The organism is Desulfoscipio geothermicus DSM 3669, assembly GCF_900115975.1.
GTDB lineage: Bacteria > Bacillota > Desulfotomaculia > Desulfotomaculales > Desulfallaceae > Desulfoscipio > Desulfoscipio geothermicus.
The window spans coordinates 33,953-48,283 of record NZ_FOYM01000020.1; the positions used below are offsets into that span (position 1 = coordinate 33,953).

Below are 14,331 nucleotides of genomic sequence, written 5' to 3' on the forward strand. Positions count from 1 at the left end.
GAGGGGGAGGGAAGTACAGTTATATTTTTCTATCTTTCAAATTTGGAAGGAGGTAAAAGAAAATGAAAAAAATTAATTTTAAAGCCGTGCTTGCTTTGACAACCGTGCTACTGGTGGCACTGCTGGCCACAGGATGCGGCGGCCAGGAAAGTAAGCAAAGTGAGCAGTCCAAGGATCAACAGGGTGAAGAGAAATTAAAAGTTGGATTTGTTTACATAGGACCGGTGGATGATGCCGGCTGGACGGCCGCGCACGAACAGGGCCGCCAGTACCTGGAGGAGCAGCTTCCTTATGTGGATGCCAGTGATTATGTGGAAAACGTACCCGAAAACCCCTCCGACGCCGAGCGGGTGATAACCCAGTTGGTGGAGCAGGGCAACAAGATTATCTTTACCACCAGTTTCGGCTATATGGATCCCACCATCAACGTAGCCAAGAAATACCCCGACGTAACTTTCCTGCACTGCTCCGGCTACAGAACCGCTGAAAATGTAGGCGCCTATTTCGGCAGGATGTACCAGGCGCGTTATCTTTCCGGTCTGGTCGCAGGTAAAGCCACCAAAAGCAATATCATCGGCTACGTAGCCGCCTTCCCGATTCCAGAGGTAATCCGCGGCATTAACGGTTTCACCCTGGGCGTGAGAAAGGTCAACCCGGACGCCAAAGTCAAGGTGGTCTGGACCAATACCTGGATTGATGCCGCCGCCGCCAAGGATGCGGCCGTGGCGCTTCTGGACGCCGGGGCCGACGTGATTGCCCAGCACCAGGATTCCCCCGGACCGCAGCAGGCAGCCGAGGCAGTTGGTAAGCTGGGGATCGGTTACAACAGCGATATGAGCAAAATGGCACCCAAAGCCGTCATGACCTCGCCGGTATGGAACTGGGGTCCCTATTATGTGGATACGGTAAAGGCCATCAAGGAAGGCACCTTTGACAGCACACCCAAATACGGCAGCCTGACTTATTGGGGCGGCCTGGCCGAAGGCGTAGTGGGACTTGCCCCCTTCGGTCCCATGGTTTCGGAAGACACCAAACAGCTGGTTGAACAGGAAAAACAACGCATCATCGGCGGCGAATGGGATGTGTTTACCGGGCCCATCAAAGATCAGAAGGGCGAAATCAAGATTCCGGACGGTCAGAAGATGAGCGATCAAGAGTTGTTGGAAATGAACTGGTTTGTCGAAGGCGTGGAAGGTACCATCAAATAATTTATACACAGATTACCGGTTGCTGGCAGTTTCACTGCCAGCAACCGCTGCTAAGGGGTCAAGTTAAACCATGACAAAGCCATACCTCATTGAACTTAAAAATATTACCAAAAGATTTCCCGGTGTTATAGCCAACGATAAAGTTAATTTCAATGTCAAGCAGGGTGAAATCCACGTTTTATTGGGGGAAAACGGATCGGGAAAAAGCACGCTGATGTCGGTTTTAGCCGGCCTGTACCGGCCGGATGAAGGTGAAATAATTGTCCGCGGCACCCAGATGGTTTTCCGCTCACCCGGCGACGCTATCAGCGCCGGTGTTGGAATGGTGCACCAGCATTTTAAACTGATTGATTCTTTTTCCGTGGCCGAAAACGTAATTTTGGGCGATCATAACGTGGCTCCGGTTTTAAATATGAAAGACATTGAAAACAACCTGGCGCAGCTTTCCCAGCGCTATGGATTACATATAGATCCCTCCGCCCGGGTATGGCAGCTATCAGTGGGCGAAAAACAACGGGTGGAAATAGTTAAAATGTTATACCGCGGCTCCCGGGTACTGATTCTGGATGAACCGACCGCCGTCCTCACACCCCAGGAAACAGCGGAGCTTTTCAAAAACCTGCGGGAAATGGCCAGGTCGGGGCGGGGCGTAGTGGTAATAACGCACAAGATGCAAGAAGTGATGGAAATAGCAGACCGGGTCACCGTTTTGCGCAAAGGGAAAGCCGTGGCCACCCTGGAGAAAAAGCAAATAAACCGACGCGACTTGGCCTGGCTGATGGTGGGCCAGGACGTGGTACGGCAATACAAGAAAAAAAGCCCGCCGGGGGAACATAAAGTCCTTGAACTGCAAGGGGTCCACTGTATGAACGACCTGGGACGCCCCTGCCTGCAAAATGTCACCTTTACCGTGCACAGCGGCGAAATATTCGGTATCGCCGGCGTGGCTGGGAACGGGCAGCGGGAACTGGCCGAGGTAGTATCCGGTTTGCGCCCCGTCACCGGCGGCAGCATTTACATTAAAGGCAACGAAATAACCGGTGGCTCTCCCCGCCGGATAATCGACCACGGCGTGGCCCTGGTCCCTGAAGACCGGCTGGGTACGGGCCTGGTTCCCAACCTGGGAGCCGTGGACAACCTTATACTTAAAGATTACCGCACCGGCAAGCTGCAACGCGGCCCTTTTTTAAACCTCCGCCAGGCCCGGGAAAATACCAAGAACCTGGTTAACCGTTTCGAAATAAAATTGAGCAGTCTTGATGCGCCGGTAAAACTCTTATCCGGCGGCAACTTGCAAAGATTGCTTTTAGCCAGGGAAATCACCGCTGAACCGCACCTGCTGGTGGCGGTATACCCGGTACGCGGGTTGGACATCAAAGCGACCGAAGCCATTCATAACCTGCTTTTGCAGCAGCGGGAAAAGGGTATGGCCATACTGCTTATTTCGGAGGACCTGGACGAAATATTTAAACTGAGCGACCGTATCGGCGTGCTCTGCAACGGGCAGATCACCGGCATTATTCCAGCGGAAATGACTGACATCGAGGAGGTTGGCCTATTAATGATGGGATCTGATCAAGCGGGAGAAATAGCACTATGATTGTATACGGTACAAAATATGTCATAGAGAAAAAACTGGCACCCTCTTCCAGTGCATACGTAGTTATTCCATTTTCTTCCATCATCCTTGCATTGCTGGTGGGCGCGGCTTTTTTGGTGCTTTCGGGACATAACTTTTTCGAGGTGTACACCGCCATGTTCCGCGGCGCTTTCGGCTCGACCTACGGGTTATCGGAAACGGTGGTTAGGACCATACCCCTTACCTTGACCAGCCTGGGGGTAGCCCTGGCCTTTCGCATGCAGCTATGGAATATCGGGGGCGAAGGTCAGCTCTACATGGGTGCGTTTGCCGCCACCTGGGTGGCCCTGACCTTTCCCGGGGGCAGCGCCTGGTGGGTCATGCCGGCCATGATTTTACTTGGTATGCTGGTAGGGGGGTTATGGGCGCTGTTGCCGGCCATTCCCCGGGCCATATGGGGTGTAAACGAAATTATCACCACCCTGATGCTAAATTATGTGGCCATATTCTGGGTGGATTTTCTTGTTTACGGACCCTGGAAGGACCCGCACGGTTTTAATTTCCCCCTAACCGCGACATTCTCTTCCGGGGCCATTTTGCCCAGCCTGGGAAACTCCCGCATCCACGCCGGCCTGTTTTTCGGGCTGATTCTGGCTGTCATATTTTACGTAGTCATTTACCGAACCCGCTGGGGCTACGAGATTAGAGTCACCGGGGAAAATCCCGGTGCTGCCCGGTACGCCGGAATAAACATCAAGAAAAATATTATGCTGGTTATGTTTTTCAGCGGAGCCGTTTGTGGACTGGCCGGCATGTCGGAAGTATCCGGCATTGCCCACCGCCTGCAGCACGGCCTCAGCCCGGGATACGGCTTCACGGGTATTATTATCGCCTGGTTAAGCCGGCTCAACCCATTTGTTATCGTCATAGTCACCTTCCTTTTCGGCGGTCTGCAGGTGGGCGGTTATATCGTCCAAACCAGCGGTATCCCGTCCTCCATGGTAACCATGCTGCAGGGATTATTGCTTTTCTTTGTCCTGGGGGGAGAATTGTTGACCAATTATCAAGTTAAAAAGGTGCCGGCAAAAAAGGTTACGGCAGCTCCGGCAGGAGATGATAGCGTATGAACCAGGAAATTATCGTGGCCATCCTGGCCACCGCCATTACTGCGGGCACACCAATTTTATACGCGGCCCTGGGGGAAGTGCTGGCGGAGCGCGCCGGCATCTTAAACCTGGGGGTAGAGGGGATTATGTTGGTCGGCGCCGTCAGCGGATTCATATTAGCCCTGCATACCGCCAACCCCTGGACCGGTCTGGCGGTAGCCATGCTGGCCGGCGGATTGATGGCCCTGATACACGCCTTGTTGACGGTAACCCTGAAAGCCAACCAGGTAGTCAGCGGCCTGGCCCTGACCATGTTCGGCACCGGTCTCAGCGGTTACCTGGGTAAAGCTTATGTGGGCAAACCCCTGCCTGTCCCGTTCAAGGTGACTCCCATTCCCGTGCTGAGCGATATACCGGTCATCGGACCGGTTTTTTTCCAGCACGACCCTCTGGTTTACCTTAGCTATATCCTGGTTCCGGCGCTATGGTTTTTTGTCTTTCGCACCCGTGCCGGATTACACCTGCGGGCTGTGGGTGAAAACCCCGCGGCAGCTGATTCCATGGGCATAAATGTATTCTTTATACGTTATATTTACGTTATTATCGGCGGTATGCTGGCCGGCATAGGCGGCGCCTACCTGTCCCTGCATTATGTGCCCAGCTGGATGGAAAACATGACCGCGGGCAGAGGATGGATCGCCGTTGCCCTGGTGATCTTTGCCACCTGGAACCCGGCTAATGCCCTCTGGGGGGCGTATTTCTTCGGCGGCCTGGACGCCCTCGGATTTCGCCTGCAAACCCTTAACGTCATGATTTCTCCGTATTTTTTAAAAATGTTGCCTTATATATTTACCATAGTTGTGCTTATTTTAGTAACCAAACGCAACATAACCAACCATATAGGCGCCCCTCAGGCGCTGGGGCTGCCCTATGACCGGGAAGAAAGATAGGATGAATGATAAAGGGAGATTGGATTTATCATGCAAAAATTAAAAGAAAAAATTTTAAACGAGGGAGAAGTTTTATCCGATAAGGTATTGAAAGTAGATTCCTTTTTAAACCATCAAGTTGACCCCGCATTCACCATGGAACTGGGACGGGAATTGGCCGGCCGGTTCACCGGAACCGGTATAACCAAAATATTGACCGTCGAAGCATCGGGAATAGCGGTAGCCCTGACCACCGGTCTGGCGCTGGGGGTTCCGGTGGTATTCGCCAAAAAAAATAAGGCCGCCACCCAGGCCCCCCATTCTTACAGCAGCAATATTTTTTCTTTTACCAAGCAGGAAGCGGTGGACATTTATGTTAACAAGAAATTTATCAGTCGGGAAGATCGGGTTTTAATTGTTGATGACTTTCTGGCCCAAGGCGAAGCGCTGCGGGGGATGGTGAATATTATCAACCAAGCGGGGGCTACCCTGGTGGGCGTGGGCATAGTGATTGAAAAGGTCTTCCAGGGGGGCGGGCAGGCGCTGCGGGAAAAGGGCATCCGCATTGAATCCCTGGCGCCCATCGCCTCCCTGGCGGGCGGTCGGGTTAGATTTATCGATTAAATTATTAACACCTTTTCGGGTGTTTTTTTCTTTTTTTGATCATAATAATTTACAATAATAATTTATAAAAGCCAGTGTAGGACAGCCATTGGCATTGACCAACGCTCTTTTGACGCAGGAGGATGCAGCGTGCAAACAATTGAGATCCCCTATCGGTCATTGGTTATATTATGTGGACCGGCCGGCTGCGGCAAGTCCACCTTTGCCCGCAAGCATTTTAAAGAAACGCAAATTGTATCTTCAGACAGGTGCCGGGCCATGATCAGCGACGATGAAGAAAACATGGCGGTTTCGGGCAAGGCATTCAAGTTATTTCACATGCTTATAGATATGCGGCTGTCCTTCAATCGGCTCACCGTCGCCGATTCCACCGCACTGACCAGACCAGCCCGAAAAAGATTAAAAAAACTGGCAAATAAACATAATTTTTACACTACCCTGGTACTTTTTAATTTTCCGCTTGAACTTTGCCTCAAGCAAAATGCATCCAGGGAAAGAACTGTTGACCCCGCTGTTATCTTAAAGCATCAAAGACAGCTAAAAAAAACAATAAATGATATCCCCAACGAAGGTTACCACCGGTCATTTATTATGGAAACCGGGGAAGTACCAGAAGCACTTGTGAATATTATTACATAGTAAATATTTTTTTAAACTATCGTTAAATTATTGAATATTTAATCAAAATATGTTTTTATATTTATATAAGTGAAAACTTCCTTGTAAGGGGGTGGCACCATGTACAATAAAATACTGGTTCCCTTGGACGGTTCCCATCGTTCCCTGGCGGCAACGGAACATGCCATTCAAATCGCGGCCAAGGTAAATGCCAATATAACCTTACTTCATGTAGCACCCAACTTAACTCCCCTGGTAGGTCCATACGGAGATCGCCTGGGGGTTGCTCAGAAAACAATTGTCAAGGAATTTGAAACCATGGGAGAAAATATTCTTAATGAAGCAATGGAAGATTTAAAAGACCGGGGTGTAACAATTAATAAAAAGTTAACCTGGGGCAACCCGGCCCAGGAAATCTGCCTGGAAGCCCGGGAAGGGAATTATGACCTGATTGTTATCGGCAGCCGTGGATTGAGTGAAATAAAGGGATATCTGATGGGCAGCGTGAGCAACCGGGTAACCCGACACGCACATTGCCCGGTATTAATTATCAGGTAATATTCAAGTTGTTTTTTATTATTATTTATAATAAAATAGAACAGTAATAAATTCTGTGCTTTTCGGCCCCCAGTGGGCCGGAATTTTATTTTTTCAATGCCGTTTTAACCCGGAGGTGTAATTTTATGGCCGTCCAGGAAGTGCGGGTTATCAACCTGCCTCATATTACAGATGCCAGAGGGAAAAATTTACTGCAGGAAATCAAGGACACGTTGCATATCACTACCATTAACCACATAGTAACCGCCAAGGTTTACCGATTTGAAGGCATCTCCGCCGCGGACGCCGATTTTTTGGCCCGCAACTTGCTGGCCGAAGAAGTGTTTCAACAATATAAGGTTAATGAACCTATTATTGAAAATGCCGACAAACTGGTGGAAGTTGCCTACAAACCGGGCGTGATGAACCCGGAAGCCGGCTCCATCCTGAAGGCTGCCGCCGATTTAGGCGTCAGGGGGCTGGTGGCGGCTGACTCCAGTTATGAATATGGCTTTTTCGGCTCTGTTACGGATGCCGATATGCAACTTATCCTGTCGAGGTTGTTGGTCAATGAAACGGTGGAGCGGGTAGTGCATGAAAAACCGTCCTCGCTGGTGATCCAGGGCCGGCCCGGCCGGACCGCGGTCATTCCCATCCGGTCCATGAACGAAGCCGAGTTAATGGAACTCAGCCGGGATAACCTGTTTCTCAACCTTAAGGAAATGAAGGCCATCCAAAGATATTTTATGGCACTGAACCGGGACCCCACCGATTGTGAAATCGAAACCCTGGCCCAAACCTGGTCGGAACACTGCGTGCATAAAACCTTTAAAGCAACTTTAATTGTGGGCGACGCAACCAAAAAGCCCTTGTTTAAACGGTTGCAGGAAGCCACTGCCGCCGCCGGGCACCCACTGGTTTTATCCGCCTTTGAAGACAATTCGGGCGTAATTGATTTCTATGAAGGAATGGCGCTGTGCGGCAAGGTGGAAACCCACAACTCACCGTCGGCCATTGAGCCCTACGGCGGGGCCATGACCGGCAGCGGCGGCGTTTTTCGCGATATCATGGGTACCGGCAAGGGAGCCAGAGTAATCGCCTCCACGGACATGTTTTGCTTTGCCCCACCGGAACTTCCTGCGTCGGACGTGCCCCGGGGATGCCTGCACCCGCAATACCTGCTGCGCCGGGTAGTGGCCGGGGTTCGTGATTACGGGAACCGCATGGGCATTCCTACCAACAACGGCTCGGTGCACTTTCACCGGGATTTCCGGGCCAAGCCTACTATAATCGTTGGCGCCTACGGGATAATGCCCGCCCGGGACGCGCAAAAAGGGCGGCCCCAAAACGGTGATATCGCCGTGGTTATGGGCGGCCGGACCGGCAGGGACGGCATCCACGGAGCTACCTTTTCCAGCGGTGAAATGACCGACCGTACCATTGACGTAAACGCCAGCGCCGTGCAAATAGGCCACGCCATTGAAGAAAAACGTATGAGTGACGCTCTTTTGCGGGCTCGGGACCAGAACTTGATCCGGGCTATCACAGACTGCGGCGCCGGCGGTTTCGCCTCTGCCTTTGGAGAAATGGGCCAGCAAACCGGGGTTAAAATCCACCTGGACCGGGCCCCGCTTAAGTATTCGGGGCTGGCGCCATGGGAAATATGGCTGTCCGAGAGCCAGGAAAGAATGGCCCTGGCCGTGGCCCCGGAAAACCTGGCCAGCCTGCTGCAAATTTGCCATGAACACAATGTGGAGGCAACCGTAATCGGGCAATTCACCGATACCGGCAAACTGGAAGTATATTACCGGGAGGATATGGTATGCGAGCTGGACATGGAGTTCTTGCACCACGGTCTACCTGCGCGCACCATGACGGCCCGTAAAGAGCCGCAGCCGGTTGAGCACAAGGAACCTGATCCCCCCCGGGATTGGGAACAAGCGTGCACCCTGGTAATGCAGCACTTGAACGTGTGTTCCAAAGAGCCCATTGTACGTATGTACGATCACGGCGTGCAGGGCTCCAGCGCGCTACCCCCGTTTGGCGGAGTCCAGGGGGACGCGCCCAACGATGCCGTGGTTGTTGCCCCTATCTTGGGTAAAAAATACGGTGCTGTTATCGCCCACGGTATGAACCCCGTGTTAAATAAACTTGACCCTTACGCCGGCAGCATCTGGGCGGCTACAGAAGCAGTATCTAACGCTGTAGCCGTGGGCGCCAATCCCGACGAACTGGTTTTAATAGATAACTTCATCTGGCCCTATCCTGACGAGGAATCGTTGTACGACCTGGACCGGGCCGTGGACGCCTGTGTGGATTTTGTCAGAGCCACCGGCATGCCCTTTATTTCCGGGAAGGACAGCCTGAGCAGCACTTACCGGGGCCAGGACGGAGCAGTGATTAAAATACCGCCCGTGCTGTGTGTATCCTGTTTCGGCCGGATAGATGACGTTACCGCCACAGTATCGGCTGATTTCAAGTGTATCGACAGCACCGTAGTCCTTGTAGGCCGGCGCGATATCGACCAGATGGGCGGCTCCACCTACTATGATATTTACAATGCCGTTTCACCCCGGGTACCGGTTATTGATATGCGACTGTTACCCAAAACCCTTAAAACTATTTACCGGGCCTGCCGGAACGGAAACATCAAAGCCTGCCATGATATCAGCGAAGGGGGTCTACTGGCCACGCTGGCGGAAATGTGTTTCGGCGGGGATACCGGCGCGCAAATCACCATACCCGAAACGCAGCGGCCCGATTATTTCCTGTTTAATGAAACAGCGGGGTGTTTCCTGGTGGAAATGGATAACTCCACCGATCCCGCGCAAGTATTTGGTGATGTTCCTTACCTGGTACTGGGGCGAACCACAAACGAAAAACGAATAACTGTATGCCGGGGCCCAAACAAATTGTTTACCGTTTCCACGCATAAGCTGTTCAATGCCTGGCAAAAGCCCATGCAGGAGGTGTTCGGAGCATGAAGCCCCGGGTTTGTATATTGAGAACGGACGGAACAAACTGTGACCGGGAAACTTTACACGCCTTTGCCAAAGCGGGCGGTAACTGCAACCTGGTACATGTCAACCAGTTAAGAAACGGCGGAGAAAAATTGGCTGACTACCAGATAATGGCTATACCGGGTGGCTTTTCTTACGGCGACGATATTCATTCCGGCAAAGTTTTATCCGTTGAATTAGCCTCGTTTTTACAAGATCAGTTAAGGCAATTTATTGAAGACGGCAAATTGATTATCGGTATTTGCAACGGTTTCCAAGTACTGGTCCGCACCGGATTGCTACCCCGGGGAGAACTGGGTAATATCCGGGCCACCCTGATGCAAAACGATAGCGGGAAATTTGAATGCCGATGGGTCAACTTACGGGTGGAAAACAGCAACTGTGTATTTACCCGGGGTCTGGAAGGAACCATCTTACAGTACCAGGTGGCGCACGGTGAAGGTAAATTTTATACTAATGAACAAACGCTGCAAGAAATAGAGGGCGCCGGTCAGGTTGTTTTCAGGTATGCGGACGCCCGGGGAAACCCCACGCAGGATTACCCGGCTAACCCCAACGGGTCCTTGCATGCCATTGCCGGCATATGCGATCAGACCGGTCGCGTGCTGGGACTGATGCCGCACCCGGAAAGGTTTGTGGAAACCCATCACCACCCGAACTGGCGGCGCATCGTTTTTTCCGAACCGCACGGCATGGCATTGTTCCGCAACGCCGTTGATTACGCGCTAAATAAATAAAGGTAGGTAGAACATCATGCTTTTTCGCAAAGCTAAAATTTCCGATATTGAAACCATTCACGAGTTTATTAATTATTACGCCGAAAAAGATTTGATGCTGGCGCGGTCCCGCTCCTCCCTTTATGAATGTGTGCGGGAGTTTACCGTGGCCGAACTGGAGGGCCGGATTGTCGGAGTAGGCTCTCTGCACATTATCTGGGAAGACCTGGCGGAAATACGGGCCCTGGCAGTACACGAACAATACCAGCGGCGGCAAATCGGACGCGGGCTGGTTGACGCTTTCCTGGCAGAAGCAATTGACCTGGAAATACCCCGGGTTTTTGCCCTGACTTACCAGGCGCCCTTTTTTGTTAAGTGCGGTTTTCAGATCATTGCCAAGGAAGATCTGCCGCAAAAAGTATGGAAAGAATGCATTAATTGCCCCAAGTTCCCCAAATGTGAAGAAGTGGCCGTGATTAAAAACCTGTAAATGTAAACATATCCGCAAAAAGAATGATTTAGCCGGGTTTTAGTATAGCAAGGGCTTTACCGGGTGATATTAAAGGAATGAAGTATAAAAGGAGGAAATGACATGCCCCAACCGGTAATGCCCCGTAGCTGGCGCGTGGAAACCAAGCCGCATAAATTCTGTCCGGGCTGCGGCCACGGGCTGGTGTTAAAGGCCCTGGGTGAAGTAATTGACGAACTGGATATCCAGGACCGCACCGTATTCGGTTGCGACATCGGGTGCTCACTACTGTCATGGGACTTTTTCAATGTTGATACCGTGCAGACCCACCATGGTCGCACCACCCCGGTGATAACCGGTATCAAAAGGGCCAACCCCGACCTGTTGGCTATAGCTTACATGGGCGATGGCGGCGGATACGCCATCGGTTCCCAGCATCTGGTCAACGCGGCCTCCCGCAACGAAAATATCATGGTCCTGCTGGCCAACAATACCGTTTATGCCATGACCGGCGGGCAAATGGCCCCTACAACCATGCCCGGCCAGAAAACGGAAACCAGCCCATACGGCAGAGATCCCAAACCAACGGGTTACCCCATGTTGGGACCGGAAATGGTAGCCGCCATCACCCAGGAAGGAGCATACGTGGCCCGGGGTACCATAGCCAATCTCAGACAGCTAAAAGGTTATATCAAAAAAGCATTGCAAAATCAAATGGCCGGAAGGGGATTTTCCTTTGTGGAAGCATTGTCATCCTGCCCGACAAACTGGCGGACCAACGCGGAAGAAACTTGGAAGTTTGTTGAAAGCGACATGGTGCAACATTTCCGGGTGGGAGAAATAAAGAACCCGGAAACAGAGAAAAAAGCCGTTTAATCCTAACATACAAGCATTGACACCGCCCTGCTCCGGGCGGTTTTACGCATTCACTGGTGGTATTGTAGAGTGCAATTATTATTAGGGTACTGTTTTTTAATGGCTATAAAATCAACAAAATGGCAATACTTTTCTTGATACCAATAGCAATAATTATGGAGGTTTAGTGCATGCTTAAAGACCGGTTGCATTACTTTATGCATAATCCGCCGCGTGATGACCGCACCCGATTGGCCCACGCCCTGGATTTAATGTTACCACTGTTGTTTTTTTGGTCTATAACCATCTCGGCCATCCAAATAACGCATCTGGAACAACGAACGTTGAACATATTGCTGCCTTTGATCCTGGTCTTGGAAACCGCACTAATCGTAACTTTAAAAGTAAGAAAAAATTGTCACCTCCGTATGCACAGAAATATCTGGTTTTCCGCCCGCAAGTGCCGGGAAAGAATTAAAAACATTGATTCCCGGCAGGATTTTGTGCTGCTGGTGAAAGATTTGCTCACCAAAACATATGCTATGAAGGAGTTAGAAACTTTTTTCATCAAGGATGAATCCAGTATTGACCTTCATGGCGAACTTGGCAAACATAAAATAGCTGTATTATGTATCAGTGCCGATAAAGATGATTTTAAAGTTTGTGACAAACAAATTAAAGAATTTTTTGAGGACATAAAACGATATCATTTTGATGTAGGCCTGGTAGTAACCACCGGGGCATTTTCGGATGATGCCCACCGGTTTGTAAGGCGCATGAAGGGGCAGAAAAAGATCCATCTTTTTGACGGTTATACTGTACTGCGCATGGCAAAACACGCCGGGCACCCTATTTTTCCGGAAGAAAAATGGCAGAAAAACAACGAATATGCCATAACCGGCTTGGAAATGGCCCTGTCCATTAAAGAAAACATATTGACATCTAAAAAAAGAGCGCTGCTTTTTGTTTTGCTGGGGACGGCGTTTCTGGTGATTGCCGCTCTGCAAGCCGATTTTATCGGCTCCCTATACTTGATCTTTGGTGTAATCAACGTATTTATCGGTTTTTCCGGGTACTTGCTAAACATCTTACGCAGAAATGAATTAATTTTTGATTAGCTTTAATTATTCCAACCGGGTATTATAATCCCGGATAAAATTCCAGCCACGCATGCTACCCCGGGCCACATTTCTAAAGACATATCTATGGGGGCACATTAAAGCCAGGCTGGCCGAGGGTTACACGGTGGGTGAAATCCTGGAGGCCATCGACAACTACGCGGAAGTGGTGCACGGTGACGATTACTACTGGACCCACAAGTGGCGCCTGGACGAATTCTTGCTGCGCGGGCTTGATAAGTTCAAATCCGAGAGCGACCCCCGGACAAACTTTTTAAAAGATAAATCCAAAGCGCCCGGGCGGGCGCAGGGAGGTGTGAGCAAATATACCGGCTATGTCAACCGGACCGTTGGCTACGATGCCTGACGGCACATGCCGGAAACAGAGAAGCCGCCGGCATGGCCAGGTATTTAATCAATAATGGCCCGACGTGCGCAAAGGACTACTGTTTACCGGACCGCCCGGGACCGGCAAAACACAAACCCGCTATTCAGTTAAATATGAAACAGAGGACCTGATTGCCCAAGCCGCCCGGGAAGTACGCAACATGCCCGCGATCGAAAGCCCGAAAATAATTGCCCAAAAGATGAGCCTGGATATCACCAAACAAGGCGTAACCGAGCGCATGCTGGCGGTGCAGGAAAGTAATGTTGCGTATGAAACCTTACAAATACCCGATTTTAATAGGTTATATTCAGCGGGAAACCGAACTGATCCGGGGCACCATTGCCGATATTCTCATTAGGTCGGGCAGGCTGGACGATGTAATGGTAAACCCCCAGCGGTTCCTGGAACAGACCACCCGGGCGATTCGTAAAACATTAAACGATATTATGGTTGACGGGATTAAATATGAGCGCATTGCCGGGGCCGAATACGAAATGTTTCTTTTTGAAGATCCCCGCCATGAAATCCAGGGATATATCAGCCGGATGCTTGGAAGTGAAAAAATCCATCTATGATGTCATAGAGTTTGACTCTGAAGTGGAGGCAGATTTTGCCCGAGAATTGGATAGCCGCACTGATATTAAATTGTTTATTAAGCTGCCGCGCTGGTTTAAAGTGGACACGCCGCTGGGCACCTATAACCCCGACTGGGCCATAGTTAAACAGGCGGAGGGAGAGGATGAAAAACTATATTTGGTGAGCGAAACCAAATCTACCACCGATCCAACCAAGCTGCGCGACAGCGAGTGGGACAAGATCAGATGCGGCAAGGCCCATTTTAAAGTGTTGCCGGATGTACAGTTTAAACATGTCAAGGTTGCTTCCGAAGTTTAATTTAAAGGTGGAGGCCTTGCTTGAGCTGTTGGCCCGGCTGATGAAGCCGCACGATACCCCGGCGAAAAATATACTGGGCCACCGGGAAGTCCTGGGGGCGAATACTCTATGCCCTGGTAAATATTTTCCACTGGCGGAGGTGCGGGACCGCCTGGCCCAAACAGTCTTGCAAGATAGCACGGGTGATGGCGAGCGCGTCCGGGCCAAACTGTACTACAAGATAGCGCGGTGATGAGCAAAAACACGAATTCTGCTAATAAAGGGAAAAAA

General features: G+C 50.8%; 16 protein-coding genes. All 16 read left to right on the forward strand.

Features of this window, described 5'->3' with window-relative positions; genetic code table 11:
• The first annotated feature begins 62 nt into the window (after positions 1-62).
• The 16 genes from BM299_RS12335 to BM299_RS19710 all read left to right on the forward strand — a co-directional run bounded on the left by BM299_RS12335 (position 63) and on the right by BM299_RS19710 (position 14,293).
• Positions 63-1,208, forward strand: a complete 1,146-nt coding sequence (locus BM299_RS12335; RefSeq protein WP_092484689.1) for a BMP family ABC transporter substrate-binding protein — start codon at positions 63-65, stop codon at positions 1,206-1,208.
• Between the two features lie 70 nt (positions 1,209-1,278).
• Positions 1,279-2,808 carry an ABC transporter ATP-binding protein gene (locus tag BM299_RS12340; protein WP_092484692.1) on the forward strand — a complete coding sequence of 510 codons (1,530 nt, stop codon included), beginning with the start codon at positions 1,279-1,281 and terminating at the stop codon, positions 2,806-2,808.
• Entirely contained in the window at positions 2,805-3,914 is a 1,110-nt protein-coding gene (locus BM299_RS12345) for an ABC transporter permease (protein WP_092484695.1), read from the forward strand. Before BM299_RS12340 ends, BM299_RS12345 begins: the two co-directional genes overlap by 4 nt.
• Positions 3,911-4,843: an ABC transporter permease gene (locus BM299_RS12350; RefSeq protein WP_092484698.1), complete on the forward strand. Its 933-nt coding sequence runs from the start codon at positions 3,911-3,913 to the stop codon at positions 4,841-4,843. Before BM299_RS12345 ends, BM299_RS12350 begins: the two co-directional genes overlap by 4 nt.
• 30 nt (positions 4,844-4,873) lie before the next feature.
• Positions 4,874-5,446, forward strand: coding sequence for a xanthine phosphoribosyltransferase (locus tag BM299_RS12355; protein WP_092484701.1), 573 nt, complete (start codon positions 4,874-4,876; stop codon positions 5,444-5,446).
• 129 nt (positions 5,447-5,575) lie between these two features.
• The gene (locus BM299_RS12360) at positions 5,576-6,085 is read left to right on the forward strand and encodes an AAA family ATPase (protein ID WP_165608305.1); all 510 of its coding nucleotides are present in this window, start codon (positions 5,576-5,578) and stop codon (positions 6,083-6,085) included.
• Positions 6,086-6,184: 99 nt separating this feature from the next.
• Positions 6,185-6,622, forward strand: a complete 438-nt coding sequence (locus tag BM299_RS12365) for a universal stress protein (RefSeq protein WP_092484707.1) — start codon at positions 6,185-6,187, stop codon at positions 6,620-6,622.
• Between the two features lie 125 nt (positions 6,623-6,747).
• Positions 6,748-9,585: a phosphoribosylformylglycinamidine synthase subunit PurL gene (gene purL / locus BM299_RS12370; RefSeq protein WP_092484710.1), complete on the forward strand. Its 2,838-nt coding sequence runs from the start codon at positions 6,748-6,750 to the stop codon at positions 9,583-9,585.
• Positions 9,582-10,358: a phosphoribosylformylglycinamidine synthase I gene (gene purQ, locus BM299_RS12375; RefSeq protein WP_092484713.1), complete on the forward strand. Its 777-nt coding sequence runs from the start codon at positions 9,582-9,584 to the stop codon at positions 10,356-10,358. The genes purL and purQ overlap by 4 nt, the downstream gene beginning before the upstream one ends.
• A gap of 16 nt (positions 10,359-10,374) precedes the next feature.
• The gene (locus tag BM299_RS12380; RefSeq protein WP_092484716.1) at positions 10,375-10,827 is read left to right on the forward strand and encodes an N-acetyltransferase; all 453 of its coding nucleotides are present in this window, start codon (positions 10,375-10,377) and stop codon (positions 10,825-10,827) included.
• Positions 10,828-10,929: 102 nt separating this feature from the next.
• Positions 10,930-11,682 (forward strand): thiamine pyrophosphate-dependent enzyme, encoded by a 753-nt coding sequence (locus BM299_RS12385; RefSeq protein WP_092484719.1) that lies wholly within the window; start codon positions 10,930-10,932, stop codon positions 11,680-11,682.
• A gap of 170 nt (positions 11,683-11,852) precedes the next feature.
• The gene (locus BM299_RS12390) at positions 11,853-12,779 is read left to right on the forward strand and encodes a restriction endonuclease (protein WP_092484722.1); all 927 of its coding nucleotides are present in this window, start codon (positions 11,853-11,855) and stop codon (positions 12,777-12,779) included.
• 127 nt (positions 12,780-12,906) lie between these two features.
• On the forward strand, positions 12,907-13,146 hold the full coding sequence (locus tag BM299_RS12395) for a hypothetical protein (RefSeq protein WP_092484725.1): 240 nt from the start codon (positions 12,907-12,909) through the stop codon (positions 13,144-13,146).
• A 281-nt stretch (positions 13,147-13,427) separates the two neighbouring features.
• Positions 13,428-13,742, forward strand: coding sequence for a hypothetical protein (locus BM299_RS20010; protein WP_245779763.1), 315 nt, complete (start codon positions 13,428-13,430; stop codon positions 13,740-13,742).
• The gene (locus tag BM299_RS20015) at positions 13,723-14,061 is read left to right on the forward strand and encodes a restriction endonuclease (protein WP_245779764.1); all 339 of its coding nucleotides are present in this window, start codon (positions 13,723-13,725) and stop codon (positions 14,059-14,061) included. The genes BM299_RS20010 and BM299_RS20015 overlap by 20 nt, the downstream gene beginning before the upstream one ends.
• Before the next feature lie 16 nt (positions 14,062-14,077).
• A complete protein-coding gene (locus BM299_RS19710; RefSeq protein WP_207545177.1) occupies positions 14,078-14,293 on the forward strand; it encodes a peptidoglycan recognition protein family protein in 216 nt (71 codons plus the stop codon).
• Positions 14,294-14,331 lie beyond the last annotated feature (38 nt).